Origin of the sequence: Halomarina salina (genome assembly GCF_023074835.1) — an archaeon.
Lineage (GTDB): Archaea > Halobacteriota > Halobacteria > Halobacteriales > Haloarculaceae > Halomarina > Halomarina salina.
In genome coordinates this window covers 1,813,927-1,837,222 of record NZ_JALLGW010000001.1, presented here as the reverse complement: position 1 = coordinate 1,837,222, position 23,296 = coordinate 1,813,927, and the positions used below count along the sequence as shown (strand labels likewise).

At 69.2% G+C, this 23,296-nt stretch carries 21 protein-coding genes and 2 pseudogenes; 20 read left to right on the top strand and 3 right to left on the bottom strand.

Annotated elements, in window-relative coordinates; translation table 11 throughout:
* Nucleotides 1–15: 15 nt before the first annotated feature.
* On the bottom strand, nucleotides 16–1,950 hold the full coding sequence (locus MX571_RS09250; protein WP_247415747.1) for a molybdopterin biosynthesis protein: 1,935 nt from the start codon (nucleotides 1,948–1,950) through the stop codon (nucleotides 16–18).
* Nucleotides 1,947–3,227: a molybdopterin molybdotransferase MoeA gene (locus MX571_RS09245; RefSeq protein WP_247415744.1), complete on the bottom strand. Its 1,281-nt coding sequence runs from the start codon at nucleotides 3,225–3,227 to the stop codon at nucleotides 1,947–1,949. The genes MX571_RS09250 and MX571_RS09245 overlap by 4 nt, the downstream gene beginning before the upstream one ends.
* A 133-nt stretch (nucleotides 3,228–3,360) precedes the next feature.
* Here MX571_RS09245 and MX571_RS09240 point away from each other — a divergent pair, with 133 nt between their 5' ends.
* From MX571_RS09240 to MX571_RS09150, 19 genes and pseudogenes are all read left to right on the top strand, one after another.
* On the top strand, nucleotides 3,361–4,560 hold the full coding sequence (locus tag MX571_RS09240; RefSeq protein WP_247415740.1) for a cytochrome P450: 1,200 nt from the start codon (nucleotides 3,361–3,363) through the stop codon (nucleotides 4,558–4,560).
* 191 nt (nucleotides 4,561–4,751) lie between these two features.
* Nucleotides 4,752–7,298 carry a bifunctional metallophosphatase/5'-nucleotidase gene (locus MX571_RS09235; protein ID WP_247415738.1) on the top strand — a complete coding sequence of 849 codons (2,547 nt, stop codon included), beginning with the start codon at nucleotides 4,752–4,754 and terminating at the stop codon, nucleotides 7,296–7,298.
* A gap of 113 nt (nucleotides 7,299–7,411) precedes the next feature.
* Complete coding sequence (locus MX571_RS09230) at nucleotides 7,412–8,200, top strand: GIDE domain-containing protein (protein WP_247415735.1); 789 nt, start codon at nucleotides 7,412–7,414, stop codon at nucleotides 8,198–8,200.
* A gap of 137 nt (nucleotides 8,201–8,337) precedes the next feature.
* Nucleotides 8,338–8,694 (top strand): Hsp20/alpha crystallin family protein, encoded by a 357-nt coding sequence (locus MX571_RS09225; RefSeq protein ID WP_247415733.1) that lies wholly within the window; start codon nucleotides 8,338–8,340, stop codon nucleotides 8,692–8,694.
* A gap of 80 nt (nucleotides 8,695–8,774) precedes the next feature.
* Nucleotides 8,775–10,481: pseudogene (locus MX571_RS09220) on the top strand (ABC1 kinase family protein); the annotation flags it as partial.
* 576 nt (nucleotides 10,482–11,057) lie between these two features.
* Nucleotides 11,058–12,137, top strand: coding sequence for an aminotransferase class I/II-fold pyridoxal phosphate-dependent enzyme (locus MX571_RS09215; RefSeq protein WP_247415732.1), 1,080 nt, complete (start codon nucleotides 11,058–11,060; stop codon nucleotides 12,135–12,137).
* 146 nt (nucleotides 12,138–12,283) lie between these two features.
* Nucleotides 12,284–12,664, top strand: coding sequence for a DUF7344 domain-containing protein (locus tag MX571_RS09210; protein WP_247415730.1), 381 nt, complete (start codon nucleotides 12,284–12,286; stop codon nucleotides 12,662–12,664).
* A 162-nt stretch (nucleotides 12,665–12,826) separates the two neighbouring features.
* Nucleotides 12,827–13,201 (top strand): translation initiation factor IF-5A, encoded by a 375-nt coding sequence (locus MX571_RS09205; protein ID WP_247415727.1) that lies wholly within the window; start codon nucleotides 12,827–12,829, stop codon nucleotides 13,199–13,201.
* A 4-nt stretch (nucleotides 13,202–13,205) separates the two neighbouring features.
* Entirely contained in the window at nucleotides 13,206–14,066 is an 861-nt protein-coding gene (gene speB, locus MX571_RS09200) for an agmatinase (RefSeq protein WP_247415725.1), read from the top strand.
* Between the two features lie 266 nt (nucleotides 14,067–14,332).
* Entirely contained in the window at nucleotides 14,333–15,088 is a 756-nt protein-coding gene (locus tag MX571_RS09195; RefSeq protein WP_247415722.1) for a Nif3-like dinuclear metal center hexameric protein, read from the top strand.
* A gap of 78 nt (nucleotides 15,089–15,166) precedes the next feature.
* Nucleotides 15,167–16,210 (top strand): deoxyhypusine synthase, encoded by a 1,044-nt coding sequence (locus MX571_RS09190; protein ID WP_247415720.1) that lies wholly within the window; start codon nucleotides 15,167–15,169, stop codon nucleotides 16,208–16,210.
* Nucleotides 16,211–16,389: 179 nt separating this feature from the next.
* On the top strand, nucleotides 16,390–16,527 hold the full coding sequence (locus tag MX571_RS09185; protein WP_247415718.1) for a hypothetical protein: 138 nt from the start codon (nucleotides 16,390–16,392) through the stop codon (nucleotides 16,525–16,527).
* Nucleotides 16,528–16,629: 102 nt separating this feature from the next.
* A complete protein-coding gene (locus MX571_RS09180) occupies nucleotides 16,630–17,985 on the top strand; it encodes an MmgE/PrpD family protein (RefSeq protein ID WP_247415715.1) in 1,356 nt (451 codons plus the stop codon).
* A 72-nt stretch (nucleotides 17,986–18,057) separates the two neighbouring features.
* Complete coding sequence (locus MX571_RS09175) at nucleotides 18,058–18,882, top strand: phosphosulfolactate synthase (protein ID WP_247415713.1); 825 nt, start codon at nucleotides 18,058–18,060, stop codon at nucleotides 18,880–18,882.
* 314 nt (nucleotides 18,883–19,196) lie between these two features.
* Nucleotides 19,197–19,703, top strand: coding sequence for a pyridoxamine 5'-phosphate oxidase family protein (locus MX571_RS09170; protein ID WP_247415711.1), 507 nt, complete (start codon nucleotides 19,197–19,199; stop codon nucleotides 19,701–19,703).
* 23 nt (nucleotides 19,704–19,726) lie between these two features.
* On the top strand, nucleotides 19,727–20,134 hold the full coding sequence (locus MX571_RS09165) for an archease (protein WP_247415709.1): 408 nt from the start codon (nucleotides 19,727–19,729) through the stop codon (nucleotides 20,132–20,134).
* Between the two features lie 113 nt (nucleotides 20,135–20,247).
* Nucleotides 20,248–21,669 (top strand): RtcB family protein, encoded by a 1,422-nt coding sequence (locus MX571_RS09160; RefSeq protein WP_247415707.1) that lies wholly within the window; start codon nucleotides 20,248–20,250, stop codon nucleotides 21,667–21,669.
* Between the two features lie 79 nt (nucleotides 21,670–21,748).
* A complete protein-coding gene (gene msrB, locus MX571_RS09155) occupies nucleotides 21,749–22,171 on the top strand; it encodes a peptide-methionine (R)-S-oxide reductase MsrB (RefSeq protein WP_247415704.1) in 423 nt (140 codons plus the stop codon).
* Nucleotides 22,170–22,317: pseudogene (locus MX571_RS09150) on the top strand (peptide-methionine (R)-S-oxide reductase); the annotation flags it as partial. The gene msrB and the pseudogene MX571_RS09150, both read left to right, overlap by 2 nt.
* 54 nt (nucleotides 22,318–22,371) lie before the next feature.
* Here MX571_RS09150 and MX571_RS09145 read toward each other — a convergent pair.
* A complete protein-coding gene (locus MX571_RS09145) occupies nucleotides 22,372–22,524 on the bottom strand; it encodes a DUF7557 family protein (protein WP_247415698.1) in 153 nt (50 codons plus the stop codon).
* A 337-nt stretch (nucleotides 22,525–22,861) separates the two neighbouring features.
* Between MX571_RS09145 and MX571_RS09140 the strand changes: the two genes are divergently transcribed.
* On the top strand, nucleotides 22,862–23,290 hold the full coding sequence (locus MX571_RS09140; RefSeq protein ID WP_247415695.1) for a GIY-YIG nuclease family protein: 429 nt from the start codon (nucleotides 22,862–22,864) through the stop codon (nucleotides 23,288–23,290).
* Nucleotides 23,291–23,296 lie beyond the last annotated feature (6 nt).

The window sequence follows — 23,296 nt, the reverse complement described above, 5'->3', positions numbered from 1 at the left end:
CCCAGGCCGACCGAATCAGTCCGGTCGCCCGTAGCCCGGAAGTTCGTCGAGCAGCTCGTCCAGTCCCGCGACCTGCGCGGCGACCGCCTCGACGCCCGACTTCTCGACCCGATCCGGATTCCCGAGCACGCGGACCGTCTCCGTGTCCACCGGAACGAACCCGAGACCGAGCGACGCGGCCGTCGCGCGCAGGCCGAGGGCGACGTCGGCGTGGCCGGCCATCATCGCCCGCGGCGGACTCTCGTGGGCGCGTCGCCCCGCCTCGAATCCGTCGATGGCGGAGACGAGGTCGTGGCGCGACGCGCCGCGTTCGTCCGCGAGGTCGGCCAGCGCCTCGCCGAGCGACGTGCGGAGGCCGGATGCGCTCGCGCGGTTGGCGAACCGGAGGTCACGGTCGACGAGGTCCGCCAGCCCCGACACGTCCTCGGGGTTCCCGTCGGGCACGACGAGGCCCCACTCGCGGGTCCACGCGCCGAGGTCGGCCGTCGGGAACTCCGGGTCGCCGCTCGTCGTCGTCACCGCGAGGTCGGGGACGCCGTTCCGAAGGCGGCGCAGGCCCTCCCGACTGCCGAGTCCGAGGTAGCGCGGCGCGTCGAGCCGGTCGAGGAGACGCGACAGCGCGGGGTCGTCCTCGCCGACGCCGACGACGCTCGGGACGCGCACGTCGGGTGAGAACAGGCGTACCTCGACGGCTTCGCCCGCGTCCAGTCGCTCCGTGTCGGGGTGCATCTCCACCAGACCGTCGGCCTCGACGAGACTCGTCGTCGCGCCGGAGCCCTTGTCGACGGGGTAGACGAGCGTCTCGCCGCCGACGTCGGTGTCCTCGATGGTCTCGTCGTCGCCCGCCTCGACCAGTCCGACGGGCATCAGTCGGAGTCGGCCCTCTGTGTAGCGTTCCTCGCTGGCCATCCGCCCGGCGACGGTCGCCGTTCGCGGTTCCGGGACGCCCGCCGCACGACGAATCGCGGGCGCGACGAACGTCCGGAAGATGGTGAGTGCGCTCACCGGATAGCCCGGCAGGCCGACGTACGCGCTACCTTCTAACCGCCCCACGAGCATCGGTTTCCCCGGTTTGACGGCGACGCCGTGGAGCAGGAGGTCGCCCTGCTCGTCGATGACGCGGTAGATGACGTCGACGGCGCTCGCGCTCGTGGAGCCGGAGGAGAGCACGAGGTCGCACTCCTCGGCGGCTTCGCGGAGCAGGCGCTCCATCGCGTCGTAGTCGTCTCCTGCGTGGGGGTAGAGGACGGCCTCGCCGCCCGCCTCCTCGACGCCCGCGGCGACGGAGTAGCTGTTCACGTCGTATATCTGGCCCGCGCCGGAGTCGAGCGGTTCGCCGGGGCGGACGAGTTCGTCGCCCGTCGAGACGATGCCGACGCGCGGCGGGGCGCGGACCGGCACCTCGTCGACACCGAGCGCCGATAGCAGACCCACTTCGCGGGTCGTGAGTCGCGTCCCTGGACCGAGTGCCCGTTCGCCAGCGGCCACGTCAGCCCCGGCGAACATGATGCGGTCGCCGGGGGCGACGCTCGTTCGGACCTCGATGGTAGCGTAGTCGTCGTCGCCCCCGCTCGCCACGTGGTCGGTCTGCTCGACCATCACCACCGCGTTCGCGCCGTCGGGGACGACCGCACCGGTCGATATCTCGGCGCACTCGCCGTCGCCGACGGTCACGTCGGGTCGCTCGCCGGCGTCGACGACGCCCACGAGGTCGAGCGTGGCGGGGTCTGCCTCGTCCGCGCCGAACGTGTCGTGGGCGCGAAGGGCGTAGCCGTCGACGCTCGCGCGGTCGAACCCCGGCACGTCCAGGACGGCGTCGATTCGCTCCGCGAGGACGCGTCCCCGGGCTTCCCGGAGCGGCACCGACTCGGTTCCGCCCGACAGGTCGAGCGACGCGATTGCCTCGTGAGCGGCCTCGGGGGGTGCGAGGTCGCGGAACTCCTTCCTCATGGCTGGAACTCCCAGTCCGCCACCGTCACCGTTTCCCCTGCCGGGACGCCCTCGCGGGACTCGGGGACCACTACCCACCCGTCCGAGAGCGCGACCGACGAGAGCACTCCTGCCCCGCCGGCACGCGTCGGCGTCGCGGTCGGGAGGTCGGCAGTGTCGTCGTCACCGTCGCTCGCTTCCTCGTCCTCGCTCGCCGCCTCGCCGTCAGTCGTCTCGGAGAGTCGGACCCGGACGAACGTCCGCACGCCCACCTCGCTCCGTATCTTCCGGTCCAGTCGTGCCTCGCGGGTCGGGTGGGGCGCGTCCGGGAGGTGCCCGACGTGCTTCAGGAGCGGTCGGAGGAACTGCACCGCGTTGACGATGCAGGCGACCGGGTAGCCCGGTAGCATCACGACGGGCGTCCCCTCGACCATCCCGAGTCCGCCGGGGTGGCCCGGTTGCAGCGCGACGCCGTGGACGAGCACCTCGCCGAGGTCGTCGACGACCGCGGGGAGCAGGTCGCGTTCGCCGACCGACGAGCCACCGGTCGTCACGACCACGTCGGCGTCCAGGTCCCGCTCGATGGCCTCCGCGAGCGAGTCGCGGTCGTCGGTCACCACGTCGCGGTACCGCGCGCTCCCGCCCCATCCCTCGACGAGTCGGGAGACGGTGAGGCCGTTCGTCTCGACCACCTCGCCCGGTTCGGGGTCGGCCGTCACAAGTTCCTCGCCGGTCGGAATCACGGCGATATCGGGTGCGTCGTACACCTCGACGGTCCGCACGCCGGTCGAGCGGAGCAGACCGAGGTCCGAGGCGCGGAGGCGGTGGCCCGCGTCGAACAGGTGCTCGCCCTCGGTCACGTCCTCGCCGACGGGCGAGACGTTCTCGCCCTGCGCGACGGCGTCGAACACCTCGACGTCGTCGCCGAAGCGGTCGGTCTCCTCTATCATCACCACCGCGTCCGCGCCCTCGGGGAGTGCGCTCCCCGTGTGGACGCGCACCGCCGTCTCGGGGGCGACGGAGTCCGCCCCAGCGGCGTCGGCCCGGAGGATGGCGGGAGAGCGGTCGCCGGCGCCGAACGTGTCGCTGGCACGGACGGCCCAGCCGTCCATCGCTGCCCGGCGGTAGTGGGGGACGTCCGTGGTCGCCGTCACGTCGGTGGCGAGCGCGCGTCCGGCCGCGTCCGCGGTGACTACGGAGTCGGTCCGCTCGTGTGGCGTCGCCGCGTCGAGGAGGCGGCGGCGCGCGTCGGCGACGCGGGTGACGGATTTGAACCCGGCGTCGCGTACGTCGGTCATACCCGGCGTTCGACGGCCAGCGGGAAAGCCTCGGCGTCCGTCGGGGGCCCGTCTCTCCGGGTATCGGATTGCGACCCTGCCGGGTGGTCACGTCGGGGACACCCTGAAGCCTCGGCGGCCCGGACTCGGAGCCATGAGTTCCGCAGGCCCGCTCCAGACCTTCCCCGAGGCGCTCGCCGCGCGAGAGCGCCGCCTCGACCCCTACGACTGGTACGCCGACCGTCGCGCGGAGTCGCCCCTCCACTGGGACCCCGACCGCCACTGCTGGGACGTGTTCGCCTACGACGAGGTGAAACGCATGCTCGGCGACGACGAGTCCTTCTCGGTGAACCCGCGGGAGGCGACCGGGTTCCAGCCGGCGGGCGAACAGACGTTCCTGCTGGAGACGATGCTGTTCCAGGACCCGCCGAAACACGACCGCACGCGGGACGTGGTCGACGAGTTCTTCCGCCCGAGCGCGGTGAAGTCGCTGGAGCCGTTCATCGCCGCCGAGAGCCAGCGCCTCCTGGCCGAAGCGCTGGACGAGAGCGACGATGGCGTCGTGGACCTCGTGGACGCACTGGCGTACCCGCTGCCGGTCATCGTCATCGCGAAGATGCTCGGCGTCCCCGCCGAGGACCGCGAGCAGTTCAAGCAGTGGTCCGACACCATCGTCGAGGGGACGGCGGGCGAGGAGGAGGACGCCGAGGCCCTCCAGGAGCGGCAGATGGAGGCCGGGATGGCGCTGGCGAACTACTTCCGCGACCTCGTCGCCAAGCGCCGCGAGGAGCCACGGGACGACCTGGTGACCAGCATCGTCCAGGCCGACGAGGACCTCACCGAGACCGAACTGCTCGGGTTCTGCATGCTGTTGCTCATCGCGGGGAACATCACGACGACGAACCTCATCACGAACGCCGTCCGCACGTTCGGCGAGCAGGAGTACTGGCCGGGCGAGCGCCAGCGCGACACCGCCATCGAGGAGGTGCTGCGCTACCGTGCCCCCGTCCAGTCGATGACCCGGGTCGCGATGGAGGACGTCACCGTCGACGGCAAGACGGTCGAGGAGGGCGACACGCTGGTCTGCTGGCTGGGCGCGGCCAACCGCGACGGCACGCAGTTCGCCGACCCGGACACGTTCGTCCCGGACCGCCGGCCCAACCAGCACCTCGGGTTCGGCTACGGCACGCACTACTGTCTGGGCGCGCCGCTGGCCAGACTGGAGGCGAGCGTCGCGCTCCGCGAACTCGGCACCGAGTACGAGGTCCGACCTGCCTGGGAGGACGACGACCTCGAACCCATCGAGAGTTCGTTCCTCCACGGCGTTCGCTCGCTCCCCGTCCGTCTCGACTGACTCGGCGAACGGAACGACCGACCGCCCAGTCGGCTCCGGGATTCTCCGCCCAGAACTGGACGCACGTCTGACAGCCGCCTCCCGTTCCAAACACTGTCTCGCGTGCTGACCAGTACCGCTACTGATGATTACGTCCAGCAGTAGTTCCGCTTTAGTTAACCATAAACCACGGTCGCGTGAGAGCTTCATCGATGCGACAGGTACACGCTTTCCTGATGGTGTGCTGTCTCGTCGTCGCCGGGGTCGGCCCGGCCGTCGGCGCGGCCGCACCCGCTCCCTCGAACGGGCCGACAGCCACGGACGCGCCACCGGCGCTCCAGCAGTCGAACGACACGAACGACACGGGCGGCAACGAGTCGGCGGCCGGGCCGACGACCCTGACGCTGCTCACCTACAACGACATCCAGACCGCGGCGGCGCGGGGCGACGACCTCCCGACGCTGGTCGAACTCGTTCACCAGCGCCGGAGCGCCCACGACAACCCCGTCGTGGTGGCCGGCGCGGGCGACCAGGTCAGCCCGCACCCGCTCTCGCCGGTGAGCCAGTGGCGAGCGCCGACGGCCGTCCTCAACCACCTCGACCCGGACGCGGACGCCATCGGTAACCACGAGTTCGACTACGGACTCGACGAGGTGTCGAACTTCACCGCCGCCGCCGAGTTCCCGTGGCTGGCGACGAACCTCGTCAACTCGACGACCGGCGAGTCGTTCGACGGGACTCAGGAGTACGAGATCGTCGAACGCGGCGGGGTGAGGGTCGGCTTCATCGGCCTCGTCGACTACGGCGCGACGTACGGCAAGACGAACATCAACTTCTCGCAGGAGGGCGTCACCCTCCAGAACTTCACCGAGGACGGCCCCGCGACCGCGGAGATGCTCAAGCAGGAGCAGGGCGTCGACGTGGTCGTCGCGCTGGCACACACGGGCGTCCCCGAGGCGAAGGACCTCGCGGAGGCCGACTCCGGAGCCATCGACGTGGTCGCCGTCGGTGACGACGAGGTCTACTACCCGCCACAGGAGACCTCCGACACGATCATAACGGAGGGCCTGGCCCGCGCGCAGTTCCTCGGCGAACTCAACCTCACCGTCGAGAACGGTGACGTGACCGAGTGGAACGGCCGACTCATCCAGACCAACACGTCGGGCGTCGGCGAGAACGAGACGGCCGCGAGCATCATCGACGGCTACCGCGCGAACGCGAGCCTCGACACGAACGTCACCTACTCCACGGTGCCGCTCGACGCGCAGTTCGCGACGAACTACCACGAGGAGTCGAACTACGGCAACCTCGTAACGGACGCCATGCGCGCCGAGGCCGACGCGGACGTCGCCATCACGAACGCGGGCGGCATCCGCTCGGACGGCGTCTACGGACCGGGCAACATCACGGGCGGCGACGTGTTCAGCACGCTGCCGTTCGCCAACACGCTCGTGACGGTCGAACTGACCGGTGCCGAGCTGAAAGACGCCCTCGCCAGCCAGCTCGTGACACTTGAGAGCGAGACCGGCTCGCAGTACGGCGAGGAGATCAGCCAGCAGGTGTCGGGCGTCCGCTTCGAGTGGGTGCCCCACGACGACGCCGACCCGCAGATTCGCGACGTCTACGTGAACGCCAACGGCCCCGACGAGGCGGCCGACTGGCAGGAACTCGACGACGACGCCAGCTACGCCGTCGCGGTGAACAGCTTCATCGCCTCGGGCGGCAGCAGCTACCCGCTGGCGGACGCGACGCGCCTCTCGGAGACCGACCAGCTGCTCGCCGAGGTGCTCATCGACTACCTCGAACCGAAGGAGACCGTCTCGCCGACGGTCGAGGGTCGGATGCAGCGCGTCGACGCCGACGTCGGCGACGCGAGCGCCGAACTCGACGGTAACGGGAAGGTCGTCCTGCAGTTCGACGCGCCCTCGGACCTCACCGACACCGTCCCCGAGACCTTCGTGCTCGCGACGCCCGGCAACGAGACGGTGCGAGCAGAGCAGGTCACCGCCAACGGCAACACCCTCGTCGTCCGGTTCGACGACGCGGCGGTGAGCGACCTCGTCGACTCCGGCGAGTCGACACTCGACCTCTACGGCGAGTACGACTCCTCCGAGTACGAGTTAGTCTACTTCCAGCACGCCCGCCTCAACGGCGACGTGACCGTGACCGACACCACCGACGACGAACAGGCCGGCGACGGGAACGACTCGAACGCCGGCGAGGGTGACGAGGGTGCGGACGGCGACGCTGGTGACGACGACGACGCCTCCGACGGTCCGGACCCCGACGAGGGCGACGCTACGACCGCCTACCAGTTCGACGTGGCCGCCGGCGACGTCATCGAGGACCTCGGCGAGGACGGCGACGACGACGGGCAGGCGGACTTCTACGCCCGGCAGGGTCGCCTCCTGCAGGCCCAGACCGCGCTCGCCGACGGGACCGTGACGAGCGCGTTCACGGTGCCCGACGGCGAGGTCACGACGAACCTCGACGGCTGTAGCGTCTCCTACACGCCCGTCGACTACGACGCCGACTCGGGCGAGGTGACGCTCGACGTGAGCGTGAGCGAGGACGCCGACTGCGAGGACGTGACGCTGACGCTGGCGGGCTACGAACTGCCCGGCGACGACACCACGTTCGTCCGCGCGAACGCGGTCGACCAGGAACTCGTCGCTCACCAGACCGTCACGCTCGCATCCGGCGACAGCGAGACGGTGACGCTCGACCTCACGGACGAGTCCGACGACGGCGACGACTGAGCGACGACCGACTCGACGCGACTTTCTTTCGTCCGTGCGCCCGACGAGCGACGGCGCGCGGTGACCGTCACGTGGTCCGAAATTTTACGCTCCCGTCAGTCGTCCGTCCGGACGTGCCCCTCCAACTGCCGTTCACGCCGATGCTGCTGTTCGTCGCCCTGTTCGCCCTCGCGGGCCTCGCCATCGTCGCGTTCTCGTTCCGGGAGTTCTGGCTGGCGCTCCGCCTCCACCGGACCGACCCGACGCCGGTCGCCGACGTGCCGAACCGGTCGGGCATGGTCGAGGTGCAGGGCGTCGCCCGCGTCGCCGACGAGACGGTGACGACGCCGTTCACCGGCACCGCCTCGCTGGCGTGTGAGTGGACCGTCGAGGAGGAACACCACGACGACGACGGGAGCCACTGGGAGGAGATAGCGTCCGGCGTCCAGAAGGTCCCGTTCCGCGTCGACGACGGGACGGGAAGCGTCCTCGTATACCCCGCGGGCGTCGACTTCCGTCTCGGCGAGGCCGCCGACATCCGGGTCGACGGCGGCGACGCGCCGCCCGAACGCATCCAGCAGTTCATCGACGTGGACGCCCACGACCGGGTCGACGACGAGAACACCGCGTTCGAACTCGGCGGCCTGCGCATCGCGACGGGGAGCGACCGACGGTACAGGGAACGCCGCCTCGACCCCGACGAGCAGGTGTACGTCTACGGGCAGGTGCGCTACGACACCAGCGTCTCCGAGCGAGCGGGCGAGGTCAACGCCGTCATCGAGCCGGGGAAACTGTTCGTCGTCGCGGACACCGACGACCGAGGGGTGACCCGGCGGGTCCTCTGTGACGCGCTCGTGCCGCTGTTCGTGGGACTGGTGTTCCTCGTCGGCGCGGCGCTGTTCGGCTTCGTCGCGCTGACGTGACGCCGACCGCCCGACACCGACGACGTGATACCGACGACGTGGTGCGAATCGGGGACGCTCGCTCGGTGCCGACCGCCGCCAGTGTGTGAACATCCCTCACCGGGGGCTTTTTCGCTCCGGCGGGACTAATCGTTCGTATGTCCGCCCTGCGTGACGCGTTACGTGACCTCCCCGACGCCGTGTTCGCCGACATGCTGGAGTCGGAGGACGCCTACCTCGTCGTCGTCGACCTGCCGGGAGCCAGCGCCGACACCGTCGACGCCCGCGTCGACAACGGTCGCCTGCGTATCGAGGCCCAGCGCGAGAAGGAACTCCCCACGGAGTACCGCTACGTCACCGAAGAGCGCTCGCTGTTCCTCGACGCGACGCTCCTCTTGCCCCCGGACGCCACCGGCAGCGGTGCCGAGGGGTCGATGACCCGTGGGGTCCTCGAACTCCGCCTCCCGAAGCGGGAGACGACCGTCGACGAGACGATTCCCATCACCGAGAAGTGACCGGCCCGCACCTCGTCGCACCGCCCGTGCGTATCCGGCGGTCCGTCCCGACGCACGTCGACGGTAGCGGGTGGCCGTAGATGGCCGTCTCCGCGTACCGCCGGTTCTTCGTCGTCGCGTACCAGTTCCTGCCGCTGCTGTTCGCCTACGCACGGGACCGCCACCGGTTCCTCTTCTTCGGCAAGCCCAGACAGGTGTCGAGCGAGGTGCGCCACGACCGGGCGAAGCGGCTACTCGACTCGATGCTGACGCTCGGGCCGACGTTCATCAAACTCGGGCAACTGCTGTCGACGCGCCCGGACGTCCTCCCGCCGGAGTACATCCAGGAGTTCTCGAAACTGCAGGACGAGGTGCCCGCCGCGCCGTGGAAGGAGGCTGAGACGGTCGTCGAGGAGGAACTCGGCCCCGTCGACGACGCGTTCGAGTCGTTCGACCCGAAGGCAATCAGCGGCGCGAGCCTCGGGCAGGTGTACATGGCCGAGTACGAGGGCCGACGCGTCGCGGTGAAGGTCCGTCGGCCGAACGTCGAGGAACTGGTGAACGCCGACCTGCGGGTCATCAAGTTCTCGCTCCCCCTGCTGATGCGGTTCGTCGACACCGCCCAATCCTTCTCGCTGGAGACGCTGGCCGACGAGTTCTCGACGGTCATCCGCCAGGAGATGAACTACGAGCGGGAGGCGACGATGCTGCAGGCCATCAAGTCGAACTTCGCCGACCAGCCGGAAGTTCGCATCCCGGCGGTCGTCGAGGAGCGCTCGACGGGCCGCGTCCTGACGATGGAGTACGTCGAGGGGACGAAGATATCGAACGTCGAGGACATCGACGACCTCGGCGTGGACCGGACGCGCCTCGCCGAGACGCTCCAGCGGGTGTACCTGCAGATGATCGTCGACGACGGGGTGTTCCACGCCGACCCGCACCCAGGTAACCTCGCGGTGCAGGCCGACGGGACGCTCGTCTTCTACGACTTCGGGATGAGCGGCCGCGTCGACCCGTTCATCCAGGAGAAGATCATCGAGTTCTACGGGGCCATCGCCCAGCAGAACATCGACGCCATCCTCGACTCGCTCATCGAGATGGGCACGCTCTCGCCGGAGGCCGACCGCCAGACGATGGCGAACGTGATGGAGCTCGCCATCGCCGACGCGCGCGGCGAGAACATCGAGCAGTACCGCGTCCAGCAGATCATCAACCAGGTCGAGGACACCATCTACGAGTTCCCGCTCCGACTCCCGCCGAACCTGGCGCTCGTCCTCCGGGTGGCGACGGTCGTCGAGGGCGTCTGCGTCACGCTCGACCCCAACTTCGACTTCATCGACGTGGCGACCGGCTACCTCCGGGAGGAGGGGTACATCGAGGCCGGTGTCCGGAACTTCGTCGAGGACCGCATCGACGACGCGAACCAGGCGGTCCAGTCGAGCGTCCGCATCCCGCCGAAGCTGGAGGACGCCCTCGACACGGTCAACCGGGAGGACCTCTCCATCGAGACGCACCTCTCGGACAACAACCAGGTGATGGAACTGTTCGCCAAGCGCCTCATCGCGGGGCTGTTCTTCGGAGCAGCGACGCTCTCGACGGCAGTGCTGTACGCGTTCGACGGCCTCGCGTCGGCTGCCGTCGGGGCGGCCTTCGCCGTCGGGTCGCTCGTCGTGCTCTACTTCTCGTTCCGCGACGAGCGGGGCATCCGCGCGAAACCGCAGTTCACCCGGCAGAGCATGCGCGAACGCGGTGCGGGTGCCGGCGGCGGTGGGCTCGACGGCGCTATCGGCCCCTCCGGGGACGACGCGTCCGGGATGACGGGCGCGTTCGGCGGGGCGGGTGGTGCTGGTGGGACCGGTGGGACGACCGGAACCGCTGGCTCGGCCGCGGCCGGCGAACCGACGACGACCTCGGGAACCGACGGCATCGCCGGAACGGACGGGAGCATCGACGACCCGATGAACCGAGCCACCGGGTCGCGTCGCAGCGAGACCGAGCAGACAGGGGTGACGGAAACGGAAGCGGAGACCGAGACGGGTCGACCGACTGGACCCGACCGCGCCGACCGACCGGTGGAGTCGGACGCCGACCGTCGGCCGGGACCGCAGCGACCGTCGGACGCCGACCGACCACGTGGACACGAGCGCGACGACACGGCCGACTCGAATCGAACCGCCCCTCCCGACCGCACCGGTGACATCGACCGGACGGACGACACAGACCGTACTGACAGCGCAGACAGGACGGACAGCGCGGACAGGACGGACGACACAGACCGAACCGACCGTACCGACAGTACCGACAGTACAGACCGCACCGAGCGGGAGTAATCCGGGGGCCGCCGCATCGACGGCGCTTAAGCCGACCGCGCCGCATGCCGACGTATGCACATCGAGCCGTTCTCGCTGGAGCGCTGGTTCGCCCGCTACGAACACGAGGCCGACCTCATGCTCGCCGAGAGCGGTATCCGCAGTCTGGACGCCGACAGGTTCGACACGGACGTCGGCGAACTCGGCTACGTGATTCCGACGAACGGCGACCCGGAGGTACGCGCGACCATCGCCGAGCAGTACGACCGCTCGGCCGACGAGGTGTGTTGCACCTGCGGGGCCCAGGAGGCGAACTTCCTCACCTTCCTGAGCCTCGTCGACGAGGACGACCACGCCGTCGTCGTCACGCCGACCTACCAGTCGCTCCGGTCGGTCCCCGAGGCGGTCGGGAGCGTGACGACCGTCGACCTCGAACCGCCGGAGTGGGACCTCGACGTGGACCGCGTCGCCGACGCCATCCGCCCCGAGACGACGGTCGTCGTGCTCAACAACCCGAACAACCCGACGGGGAAGTACCTCGGCGAGGAGACGGTCCGGGCGGTGTACGACCTCGCGGCCGACGCCGGGGCGTACCTGCTCTGTGACGAGGTGTACCGACTGCTCGCCGAGGACCCCTTGCCCCCGGTGGCGAGCATGGGCGAGTACGGCGTCTCCACGTCCAGCGTGACGAAGGCGTACGGCCTCGCCGGACTGCGGTTCGGGTGGGTCGCGGGACCGCCGGAGGTGGTCGCCGGAGCGTGGGACTGGAAGGACTACACGACCATCTCGCCGGGGCAGTTCGGCCAGCACGTCGCCCGACAGGCGCTCGACCAGCGCGAAGCGATACTCGCGGAGAACCGCGCCCTCGCCGCCGAGAATCGCGACGTGGCAGGCGAGTGGATAGCCCGCCACGGGCTCTCCTGGTACGACCCCGTCGGCGTCGACGGGTTCGTCACCGTCCCCGACGGGTTCGCCTCGGGCGAGTCGTTCTGCGAGCGCGTCGTCGAGGAGGAGGGCGTCGTCCTGGCACCGGGGGAGGCGTTCGGTCACCCCGACCGGTTCCGTCTCGGGGTGGGACTGCGGACTGCGGACCTTCGACGAGGCCTCGAGAGGCTCGACTCGTTCCTCGAACGACACGACAGCGGCGGCAACTGACACCAAGGTTATCTGCGTCGAGGCATACTATGACAAACGTAACTATACCACTCCGTCGTGTTCCTCCACACGAACGGTGGCAGGCCGCCTGTCTCGGAGCGAATCGTTCGCATCGTGCGGAGTGAGGAAGTCCCCCACCGAACTGCATGTCCGACCCATCACAGAGCGGCTCAGGAGCCCAACGGTCAGGCGAGGTACTCGCCACCAACGAGCGCGAGCCAACCATCGACGAGACGCTTCGCGTTCTCGCGGACCACGAGCGCCGCTACGTCTGTTACTACCTGAACCGCGAGGGGGCACTCGACGTCGACGACCTGGCGCGGTTCGTCGCGGCGACGAAGACCGGAGGGCACCCCGACGCCGACGACCTGAACGCCACCGGCGTCTCCCTCCGCCACGTCCACCTCCCTGCGCTCGCCGACGCCGACATCGTCGACTACGACCGCGAGGGGGAGACCGCACGCCTCGCCGACGACGCCCCCTTCGTCAGGGAACTGCTCGCGGTGACGGGCGTCGAGTTGCAGTGACGAGCGCCGAGCCGTGACCGACGTCGAGTTGCAGTAGCGGGCGTCGAGTCGTGACGGGAGCGGTCGCGTCGCGTGTCCGGTGCGGTCTCGACACCCCCGCGTTCGCCGTCCCTCGGCGACGTGGTTCAAATTGTTTATCACGCCGGGGTTGATACGCCGAGTATGGCGAGACAGCAGAACGAGGTTCGCGACCTCCAGGAGGGCAGCTACGTGATGATCGAGGACACTCCCTGTGTCATCAACTCGTACAGCACGGCGAAGCCGGGCAAACACGGGAGCGCGAAGGCTCGCGTCGAGGGGAAGGGCGTCTTCGACGCGAAGAAGCGGAACTTCACGCAACCGGTCGACGCGAAGGTGTGGGTCCCCATCATCGACCGGAAGCAGGGCCAGGTCATCAGCGTCGACGGTAACGACATGCAGGTGATGGACCTGGAGACGTACGAGACCATCACGATGCGCGTTCCGGACGGGTTCGACGCGTCCTCCGACGACGAGATCGAGTACCTGCAGTACGAAGAGCAGCGGAAACTGGTCTGAGGCCGTGTTCCCCGGGGCCACCGCCGACCGTACCGACGCCCGGTACGTCGTCGTCGGCGCTCCCCTCGACGTCTCGACGACGTTCCAGCCCGGCACGCGGTTCGGTCCGGACCGCGTCCGACGCTTCTCACGGACCTTCGACGACTACGACCACCAGACCGACGCGCGGTTCACCGACCTGTCCGTCCACGACGCGGGCGACGTCCACGCCTGGGACGACGCCGGCGACTACCTCGACTTCCTCCGTGGCACCCTCTCGGACGTCCACGACGACGGCGCGACGCCGCTACTGCTGGGCGGCGAACACACCGTCACTCGGGCGGGCGTCCGGGCCGTCACGGAGCGAGACGACGCCCCCGACGAACTCACGGTCGTCTGCCTCGACGCCCACCTCGACCTGCGCGAGGCGTACGACGGCAACCCGCTCAGCCACGCGACGGTGACGCGGGGCGTCCTCGACCACGCCGACCGGGCCGTGATTCTCGGCGCCCGGACCGGCAGCGAAGCCGAATGGGACCGGGCGAGCGAGGCCGACGTCACCGTCGTTCCACCGGCCGAGGTGGCCGACTGGACGCCCGACTTCGACGGCCCGGCGTACCTGAGCGTCGATATCGACGCCGCGGACCCCGCGTTCGCGCCCGGTACGGGGACGATGGAGCCGTTCGGCCTCTCGTCCGCCGAGATGCATCGCGTCGTCCGGAGCGTCGCGCCGCGGGCAGTCGGGTTCGACGTGGTGGAGGTCAACGACCGGGACGACGGCCAGGCCGCGACGCTCGCCGGGAAACTGCTCCGGTCGTTCGTCTTCGAACACGCCGCTGGCGGCGCTGACAGCGCTGGTGGTGCTGGCGACGCTGGCGAAGAGTAATTAGCGTCCGACCATCGAGCGACGCCGCCGCTCTCGGGGTCGTTATCGGTCAGAAACGAGCGGATGGGCCTACCGGCCCCGGCTGAAGACTTTGCGTGCTTTGCGCGTGATGCGCCGTTTTGCACCGCGTGGTAGTCGTCGCCACACTCGGAACGCCTTACTGAATTTTCCCATAAGGTGTCACCTCGTGTCGCTCGCGCCTGCGAGGCAGGCGGTCGTTTCGTACTCCAGGGACCTTCATAACCGTGTGGGGCGCACGTGCCTGCATGGACCTCGCCACGCTCGCCGCGCGACTCGACGACCGCCTCCGAACCGACGCGTTCGCCGACCTCGACGCCAGTCCGAACGGGGTGCAGGTCGGACCCGACGAGCGGGATGTCGAACGCGTCGCCGTCGCCGTCGACGCCGCCGTGGCCACCGTCGAGGAGGCGATAGCCTGGGACGCGGACTGCCTGCTCGTCCACCACGGTCTGGTCTGGGGTGGCCTGGACCGCGTCACTGGGACGGAGTACGACCGAATCGCCCCCCTGATTCGCGGCGACTGCGCGCTGTACGTCTCGCACCTCCCGCTCGACGCGCATCCGGACCTAGGAAACGCGGCGGGTCTCGCGGACCACCTCGGCCTCGACGAGCGCGAACCGTTCGGTGCGCTCGGCCCCGAGCACATCGGCGTCCGCGGGAACCGTGCGCCCGTCGCGCCCGACGAACTACGCGACTCCCTGGCGGACCTCGACAACGAGGGCGTCCAGCACCTGGCGTTCGGACCGGACCAGGTCGAGGACGTCGCCATCGTCACCGGAAGCGGGTCGGACTGGCTCGGCGAGGCCCGCGAGGAGGGCGTCGACGCGCTCGTCACCGGCGAGGGGAAACAGCAGGTGTACCACGAGGCACGGGAGGCGGGCGTCCACGTCTACCTCGCCGGTCACTACGCCACCGAGACGTTCGGCGTGCGTTCGCTGGCCGAGACGTGCGAGTCGTGGGGGTTGACGACCACGTTCGTCGACCACCCGACCGGACTCTGAGAGGCAGGTGACGTCGCGTCGGCACCCGGTCGACCGACGCTTCCCAGCGTTCAAGTCCACCTCCCCCACATCTCCCGTATGAGCGACGGTCACGACGACGACGGCGACCACGGGGGCCACCCCGAGCCACACCGCGAGGCGTTCTCCCACGACCCAATCGGCCACGCCAGCGTCCACGCCGGGATGAGCGTCGGCGAACTGGTCGAGCAGTACGGTCACGCCGGTATCGGGGCGGCCGCGGTCCACGACGCCGCCGATGTCTACGCGCAGATGCTGGCCGACGAGGACTGCACTGTCTTCCTCTCGCTGGCGGGTGCGATGGTCCCCACCGGGATGCGCCGGGTCGTCTCGGACCTGATTCGCGACGGGCACGTCGACGCCCTGGTGACGACGGGCGCGAACCTCACCCACGACGCCATCGAGGCCATCGGCGGGAAACACCACCACGGGGCCGAACACCAGGAGGGCAAGACCACCCGCGAGCACGACGAACAGCTACGCGACGAGGAGGTCGACCGCATCTACAACGTCTACCTGCCACAGGAGCACTTCGCGGCGTTCGAGAGCCACCTCCGCGAGGAGGTGTTCCCCGTCCTCGACGAGGAGGGGACGGTGAGCATCGAACGCCTCTGTCGGGAACTCGGACGGGCGAACAGCGAGGTCAACGAGCGCGAAGGCATCGATGAGGACGCGGGCGTCGCGGCGGCGGCTTACGAGTGCGACGTGCCCGTCTACTGTCCGGCCGTGCAGGACTCGGTGCTCGGCCTGCAGGCGTGGATGTACTCCCAGACGTCGGCGTTCTCGCTGGACGCGCTGACGGACATGACGCCGCTGACGGACCTCGCGTACGACGCCGAGCGTGCGGGCTGTCTGCTCGTCGGCGGAGGCGTCCCGAAGAACTTCACGCTCCAGACGATGCTCGTGACGCCGGGCGCGTACGACTACGCCGTCCAGATAACGATGGACTCGCCCTCGACGGGCGGCCTCTCGGGGGCGACGCTCGACGAAGCGCGGTCCTGGGGGAAGCTGAACGAGGACGCCCGGAACGTCACGGTCCAGGGCGACGCGACGGTGTTCCTCCCGCTGCTCGTCGCCGCGGCGTACGAGCGACTCGACGGCTGAGTCGAACCGGGGCCGACGCCCGACGCCACTCGCTACCAACTCGGCACGTCACGAGCGAACGCGCCGCTCGGCGAGCGAAGGGTACGGAGAGCGGCCACCGGCATGGGACTGTCGACCGTCGACCGTTCAGTGACCACCGTCCGTAACTCGTATTGGCACGTGCTACCAGTTAACTATGTATGCCGACGTGCCCGAACTGCGGGGCCGACCACGAGACGGCGGCGCTATGTCGCCACGAGCGCGAGGGCCTCGTCGTCGTCCACTGCCCCGACTGCAACTTCCTGCTCGGCCGGTACCGCGACCCGTCCAGGCCCTGAGCGAGTGTCGCGGAACACGCCCGAATCCGGAACGGTACTGCCGTGAGACTGTCCGAATCGGCCTGACGAACCCTTTTGCTGGAGCCTGCGGAGGTGGCGAGCATGACAACCACCGAAGAGGTCGCGTCGTTCGTGGAGCGCGTCGAGTACGACCGCCTCCCGGACGACGTGCGCGACGCGCTGAAGAAGCGCGTCCTCGACTCGGTCGGTATCGCCGTCGCCGCGATGGACGCGACGCCCGTCGGGCAGGTGCGCGCGACAGTGGACGCGATGGGGACCGACGGCGGCCCCTGTCGCCTGTGGGGGACCGACGACCGCGCCTCGCCGCCCGACGCGGCGATGTACGACACGACGCTGACGCGCTACCTCGACTTCATGGACTCCTTCCTCGCCCCCGGCGAGACGCCACACCCGAGCGACAACCTCGGGAGCGTCGTCGCCATGGGCGAGGCGGAGGACGCGACCGGCGCGGAGCTACTCGCCGCGCTCGGCGTCGCCTACGAGGTGCAGGGCGAACTCGCGTGGAACGCGCCGGTCCGGGACCGTGGCTGGGACCACGTCACCCACACCGTCGTCTCCGCGACCTGCGGCGCGGCCCACGTCGCCGGACTGGACCACGAGCAGCTGCGCAACGCCGTCGGCATCGCGGGGACGGCGCACAACGCCCTGCGCGTCACCCGGACGGGCGGCATCAACGAGTGGAAGGGGGTCGCCAGCGCCAACGCCGCGCGCAACGGCGTCTACTCAGTCATACTCGCCCGCGAGGGGATGGAGGGACCTCGTGACCTGTTCGAGGGACAGAAGGGGTGGAAGCAGGTCGTCTCGGGCGAGTTCGAGGTGGACCTCGACCCGGACTGCTCGCACGTGTTCGACACCATGACGAAGCGCTACGTCGCCGAGACGTACGCCCAGTCGGCCGTCGAGGGCATCGTCGAACTCGCCGAGAAGCACGACCTGGACCACGAACGCGTCGAGCGCATCCACCTCGACACGTTCGCGGGTGCGAAACTCATCATCGGCGGCGGCGAGGGGTCGCGCTACGAGGTCCAGACGAAGGCGCAGGCCGACCACTCGCTGCCGTACATGCTCGCGGCGGCGCTCGTCGACCGGGAACTGACGGTCGGGTCGTACGACCCCGAGCGCATCCGCCGGGGCGACGTCCAGTCGCTGTTGCGGACCGTCGACGTCGAGGCCGACCGCGCCCTCACCGACCGGTTCGAGGACGGCGAGATGCCCGCGGTCGTCACCGTCGAGACGGCCGACGGGACGGTGTACCGAGTCGAGAAGAGCGCCTTCCGTGGCCACCCCAGCCAGCCGATGACGTGGGAGCAACTCACGGCGAAGTTCGAGACGTTGACCCGCGAACGGTACGACGAGGGTCGCCGCGAGGAACTCGTCGACACGATTCGCCACCTCGACGAGCACGCCGTCTCGGACCTCGTCGCGCTGCTGGACTGAGCCTCTCTCGACGGGACAGTCCCCGTACTGTCGAAAAACTGCTAAGTTCGCGTTCGGTGTAGCGCACCTGCCATGGAGGACCGAGCGTTCGACTTCCTGCGACTGAACGACCGCCCCGAGAAGCCCCGCGACCGCGGTATCACGGAGATACGCGGACCGTACTACGACCCGATGGGGCCGCGCGAGTTGCGCGACATCCTGGAGACGATGGGCCACTGGGTCGACATCTACAAATTTTCGGGAGGGTCGTTCGCGCTGATGCCCGAGACGGCCGTCCGGGAACTCGTCGACACCTGCCACGAGTTCGACGTCCAGGTGTCGACCGGCGGGTTCGTCGAGCACGTCCTCGCCGCGGACCGCGACAACGTGGAGGCGTACGTCGAGGCGGCGGGCGAACTCGGCTTCGACATCGTCGAGGTGTCGTCGGGCTTCCTCGCCATCGACACCGAGGACATGGTCGCGCTGACCGAACTCGTGCAGGACCACGGCCTGAAGGCGAAACCCGAGGTGAACGTCCAGTTCGGCGCGGGCGGCGCGTCGAGCGTCGAGGAACTCGAATCGGAGAGCGCCGTCGACCCCGCCACCGCCATCGCCGAAGCCGAACGTCACCTCGAAGCGGGCGCGTACAAGGTGATGGTCGAGTCCGAGGGTATCACCGAGCGCGTCCGGGAGTGGCGGACCGACGTGGCGTTCGCCATCGCCGACGAGGTCGGCGCGGAGAACTGCGTCTTCGAGGCCGCCGACCCCGCGGTGTTCGAGTGGTACATCAAGCAGTTCGGACCGAACGTCAACCTGTTCGTGGACAACTCCCAGATCGTCGAGTGCGAGTGCATGCGCTCCGGACTCTGGGGGAAGAAGTCCTCGTGGGGACGCGTCGTCTCCTACTCCCGGGACTGACTCGCCCCACTAGAAATGTCAACTAGCTTATGTCAGTCGGCGTACTACGGCTCGACGGGGCACGCCGCCCCGGTCGATACAGGTGAGAGACGGCGGGTGGTCCGTGGTGCTCCGGGCCGTCGTCGATGCATCGACCTACCGCATGTCTCACCACGCAGAGCGGCCCACGTAGCCCCTTCCCCCAGAACGACGGTGGGCCGTGCGTGGTATCCAGAGCACCGATTTTTTCGCACGGCCATCGCCCGACGGTCGGCGGCGACAGGTGGTTCGCCGGAGCTGTCACGTTCTATACCGCTGGGGGTCCAACGGTGCGTATGGAGCACGTCGAGTACACCTACACGGTCGGGATGACCGACGAGGAGGTGACCGAGCGCCTCCGAGCGGGGACGACGGCCGTCCTCGCCCTCGCCCACGATAACGACGCCTACGCGCTCCCGGTCTCGTACGCCTACCGCGACGGGTCGCTGCTCCTCCGACTGAGCGACGACGGCCACTCGAAGAAGATGACGTACGCGGGGACGACCGACGAGGCCAGTCTCCTCCTGTACGACGCGAGCGACGGCGACTCGTGGAGCGTCGTCGTCGAGGGCGAGCTCCGGCGGCTGCCGCCCGAAGAGCGGCAGTCGTTCGACGCGGCGGCCATCAACGACGCGTTCACCGACCTCCGCGTGTTCGACGAGCCCATCGGCGACGTCGAAGTGGTCCTGTTCGAACTCGTTCCGAACCGGGTGACGGGACGCCGGACGGGCGAACACAACGAGACCGTTCGGAGCGAGGACCCGGGGAGCGATGAGGGTCCGTCCGACGACGACACGCCTTAGCCCGGCGGTCACGTCCCGTCGGTATGAGCTACGAACTCCTCTCGCACCCCGCGGACGTACGGTTCCGGGCGACGGGGCCGACGCTGGAGGCGGCGTTCGCCGAGGCGGTCCGCGCGTTCGCGGACGTCTCCGAGAGCCACGGCGGCACCGACGTCCGTCACGCGGTCCACGTCGAGAGCGAGGACCGCGAGGCGCTCCTGTTCGACTTCGTCGCCCAGTTGATCCTCCTGCAGGAGGTCGAGGCGGTGGCGGTGACGCGAGCCGACTCCCTCGAGATAACCGCGAGGGAGGGCGGCTACGACCTCGACGCGAGCATCCTCGGCGGACCCATCGAGGGGACGCTGTTCGACGTCAAGAGCCCGACGTACAGCGAGATGCGCGTCGAGGAGACCGACGACGGGTGGGTGCTGGAGACGACTCTCGATATCTAGCGGTCTGCCGTCCTCCCACTCACGTCCCGAACTCACGTCCGCTCCGCGCTGATTCCCGCCCTCCGCGCCGACTCACGCACGTCCCTTTTCTTCCCGAGCGTCCAACGTCGGGTATGGACCTCACCGAACTCACCGAGAACGTCTACGAGATCCCGCAGGAGGGTGAGATGCGGGCCCCGGCGCGGGTGTTCGCGAGCGAACCGCTCCTCCGGAAGATGCAGGAGGAGGGACGGACCCTCGGGCAGATCCGCAACGTCGCCGCCCTGCCCGGAATCCAGAAGTACAGCCTCGTCCTCCCCGACGGCCACCTCGGGTACGGCTTCCCCATCGGTGGCGTCGCCGCCGTCTCGGCGGAGGACGGCGTCGTCTCGCCGGGCGGAATCGGCTTCGACATCAACTGCGGCGTCCGCGTCCTGCGGACCGACCTCGACTACGCGGACGTGGAAGGGCACGAGCAGGAACTCGTCGAACGCCTCTACGACCTCGTCCCGTGCGGTCTGGGGAAGGGCGGCTACGTCGACGTGGACCGCGAGGACCTCGACGGCATCCTCGAAGACGGGATCGAGTGGATGGCGCAGGCGGGCCACGCTCGCCCCGCCGACCTCGCGCACTGCGAGGAGGAGGGGCGACTCGACGGCGACCCCGACGCCGTCCCCGACGACGCCAAGCGCCGCGGCGTCAAGCAGGTCGGGTCGCTCGGGTCGGGCAACCACTTCCTCGAGGTCCAGCGCGTCGCGGACATCTACGACGACGAGACCGCCGAGGCGTACGGCCTGCGCGAGGACGGCGTCGTCGTGATGATCCACTCGGGGTCGCGCGGCCTCGGTCACCAGGTGTGTCAGGACTACATCCGACGGTTCGAGAAGACCTACCCGGACCTCGTCGACTCGCTGCCCGACCGCCAACTCGTCTACGCGCCGCTCGGCGACCAGGCCGCCGAGGACTACCTCGGCGCGATGAACGCCGCCGCGAACTTCGCCTGGGCGAACCGCCAGGCGATGACCCAGGCCGTCCGCGAGGCGTTCCTCGACCTGTTCGGCACCGACGACGTGGAACTCGTCTACGACGTCTGCCACAACGTCGCCAAGGAGGAGACCCACGAGGTCGACGGCGAGCAGCGGGAGGTGCTCGTCCACCGGAAGGGTGCCACGCGAGCGTTCCCGGCGGGGCACCCCGAGATTCCCGGCGCGTACCGCGACGTGGGGCAGCCGGTGCTCCTGCCGGGGAGCATGGGCACCCACTCGTACGTCCTGGCTGGCGGCGAGCGCTCCATGGACCTGACGTTCGGGTCGACCGCCCACGGCGCTGGTCGACTCAAGTCCCGGACGCAGGCGAAGAAGGACTACGAGGCGGGCGACCTGCAACAGCGGTTGCGCTCGGAAGGCGTCTACGTGAAGGCCCGTTCCGGCGAGACGGTCGCCGAGGAGGCACCGGGTGCGTACAAGGACGTCGACGAGGTGGTCCGGGTGAGCGACGCCCTCGGCATCGGGACGAAGGTGGCGCGGATGCGCCCAATCGCGAACGTCAAGGGGTAGCGCTGACGAGCAGAGTCGTCACTCCGTCGCGCGGCCCACTCGCCACGGATTGATACGCCTCGGGTGCGTACGTCGTGCCATGAGCGACTCGGACCACGACACCGAGACGTACGACCTGCCCGAGACCGACGAGGAGTGGCGCGAGGTACTCACCGACGAGGAGTACCGCGTGCTCCGCGAGCAGGGCACCGAGGCGAAGTTCACCGGCGAGTTCATCGGTAAGGACGACGAGGGCACCTACGTCTGTGCCGCCTGTGACACGGAACTGTTCGAGTCGGGGACGAAGTTCGACGAGGAGGGCTCTGGCTGGCCGAGTTTCTACGACGCCGCCGAGGGGAGCGTCGAACTCCGGAAGGACACCAGCCACGGAATGGTCCGCACGGAGGTCGTCTGCGCGAACTGCGGCGGCCACCTCGGTCACGTGTTCGACGATGGACCAGACCCAACGGGCAAGCGGTTCTGCATCAACTCCGTCGCACTCGACTTCGAGGAGGAAGACTGACGGCCACCTCGGCCACGTCTTCGACGATGGTCGACGGCTACGCCGTCGAGCAGGTCGGGCGCATAGCGTCCGACCGTGGACCCGACCCGACGGGCAAGCGGTTCTGCATCAACTCCGTCGCACTCGACTTCGAAGAAGAGGACTGATTCTCGGTCGACCCACGACTCCGGCGACGGGTCGACTCGACGGCCCGGAGTGGACTACCCGGACTCGTCGCCGCCGCGGGCCATCGACAGGCCCTCTGCCTCGTAGATGCTGATGAGTTCCGACACGACATCGTCGTAGCTCTCCTCCTCGATACGGAGCGCGTCGAGGCGCTCGACGGTCTCTTCGCTGAGGTCGACCTGTGGCATACCTGGCAGTAGGAGACGGAATCACCTAAACGGCGGGGCCGAACCCGTCGCTCAAAGAGAGTGTCACCGACCGCTCTCCGCTCCGCTGACGGCCGTCAGTGTCCGGGAACGACGACGAACCGTCCGTTCGGACACCGCAACGGCAGCGTCGGCTTCTCGCCGTCGGGGGCCTCCTCGTCGTCCGGTTCGTCCGAGGGATAGACGGGTACTGGCATGGTTCGTCACCTAGTGAGGTGGTAGCACGACGCGCGAACAAAGGTTTTGTGTTGTCTCTCGTGCGTGACTCCCACGTTCACGGGAACGAACCGTTCAACACGCTCCGTCGCGCCACCCGACCATGGACGGCGATGGGACGTACACACTCGTAGTGGGACTCGCGGACGATGCGTGCATCGCGTTCGGTGCGGCCGGGGAGCGTCGCCTACCCGCTGGCGCGTACGCGTACGTCGGGACGGCGTTCGGTCCGGGCGGGTTCGCGCGGGTCGACCGACACCGCGAACTCGCCCGCGGCGAACGGGACGCTCGCCACTGGCACGTCGACTACCTGCTCGGTCACCCGGCGAGCACCGTCGAGTCGGTGGTGACGAGCGACGGAATCGACGCGGAGTGCGCCGTCGCCACTCGACTCGCGGACGAGGTGACAGCCGTGGAACACCTCGGGGCCTCGGACTGTGGCTGCGACACGCACCTGTTTGGGCCGGAGCCGGTCGAACAGCTCGCCGAGACCGTCACGGCGGCCCACGAGGCGGCCCGTCGAGCGCACTGACGCCGG

Coding starts and splice junctions, on each gene's coding strand:
- MX571_RS09235 (WP_247415738.1), top strand. CDS start 4,752: ATGCGACAGGTACACGCTTTCCTGATGGTGTGCTGTCTCGTCGTCGCC.
- MX571_RS09160 (WP_247415707.1), top strand. CDS start 20,248: ATGGACCTCACCGAACTCACCGAGAACGTCTACGAGATCCCGCAGGAG.
- MX571_RS09240 (WP_247415740.1), top strand. CDS start 3,361: ATGAGTTCCGCAGGCCCGCTCCAGACCTTCCCCGAGGCGCTCGCCGCG.
- MX571_RS09215 (WP_247415732.1), top strand. CDS start 11,058: ATGCACATCGAGCCGTTCTCGCTGGAGCGCTGGTTCGCCCGCTACGAA.
- MX571_RS09140 (WP_247415695.1), top strand. CDS start 22,862: ATGGACGGCGATGGGACGTACACACTCGTAGTGGGACTCGCGGACGAT.
- MX571_RS09225 (WP_247415733.1), top strand. CDS start 8,338: ATGTCCGCCCTGCGTGACGCGTTACGTGACCTCCCCGACGCCGTGTTC.
- MX571_RS09195 (WP_247415722.1), top strand. CDS start 14,333: ATGGACCTCGCCACGCTCGCCGCGCGACTCGACGACCGCCTCCGAACC.
- MX571_RS09175 (WP_247415713.1), top strand. CDS start 18,058: ATGGAGGACCGAGCGTTCGACTTCCTGCGACTGAACGACCGCCCCGAG.
- MX571_RS09250 (WP_247415747.1), bottom strand. CDS start 1,950: ATGAGGAAGGAGTTCCGCGACCTCGCACCCCCCGAGGCCGCTCACGAG.
- msrB (WP_247415704.1), top strand. CDS start 21,749: ATGAGCGACTCGGACCACGACACCGAGACGTACGACCTGCCCGAGACC.
- MX571_RS09245 (WP_247415744.1), bottom strand. CDS start 3,227: ATGACCGACGTACGCGACGCCGGGTTCAAATCCGTCACCCGCGTCGCC.
- MX571_RS09190 (WP_247415720.1), top strand. CDS start 15,167: ATGAGCGACGGTCACGACGACGACGGCGACCACGGGGGCCACCCCGAG.
- MX571_RS09180 (WP_247415715.1), top strand. CDS start 16,630: ATGACAACCACCGAAGAGGTCGCGTCGTTCGTGGAGCGCGTCGAGTAC.
- MX571_RS09170 (WP_247415711.1), top strand. CDS start 19,197: ATGGAGCACGTCGAGTACACCTACACGGTCGGGATGACCGACGAGGAG.
- MX571_RS09185 (WP_247415718.1), top strand. CDS start 16,390: ATGCCGACGTGCCCGAACTGCGGGGCCGACCACGAGACGGCGGCGCTA.
- MX571_RS09165 (WP_247415709.1), top strand. CDS start 19,727: ATGAGCTACGAACTCCTCTCGCACCCCGCGGACGTACGGTTCCGGGCG.
- MX571_RS09205 (WP_247415727.1), top strand. CDS start 12,827: ATGGCGAGACAGCAGAACGAGGTTCGCGACCTCCAGGAGGGCAGCTAC.
- MX571_RS09145 (WP_247415698.1), bottom strand. CDS start 22,524: ATGCCACAGGTCGACCTCAGCGAAGAGACCGTCGAGCGCCTCGACGCG.
- MX571_RS09210 (WP_247415730.1), top strand. CDS start 12,284: ATGTCCGACCCATCACAGAGCGGCTCAGGAGCCCAACGGTCAGGCGAG.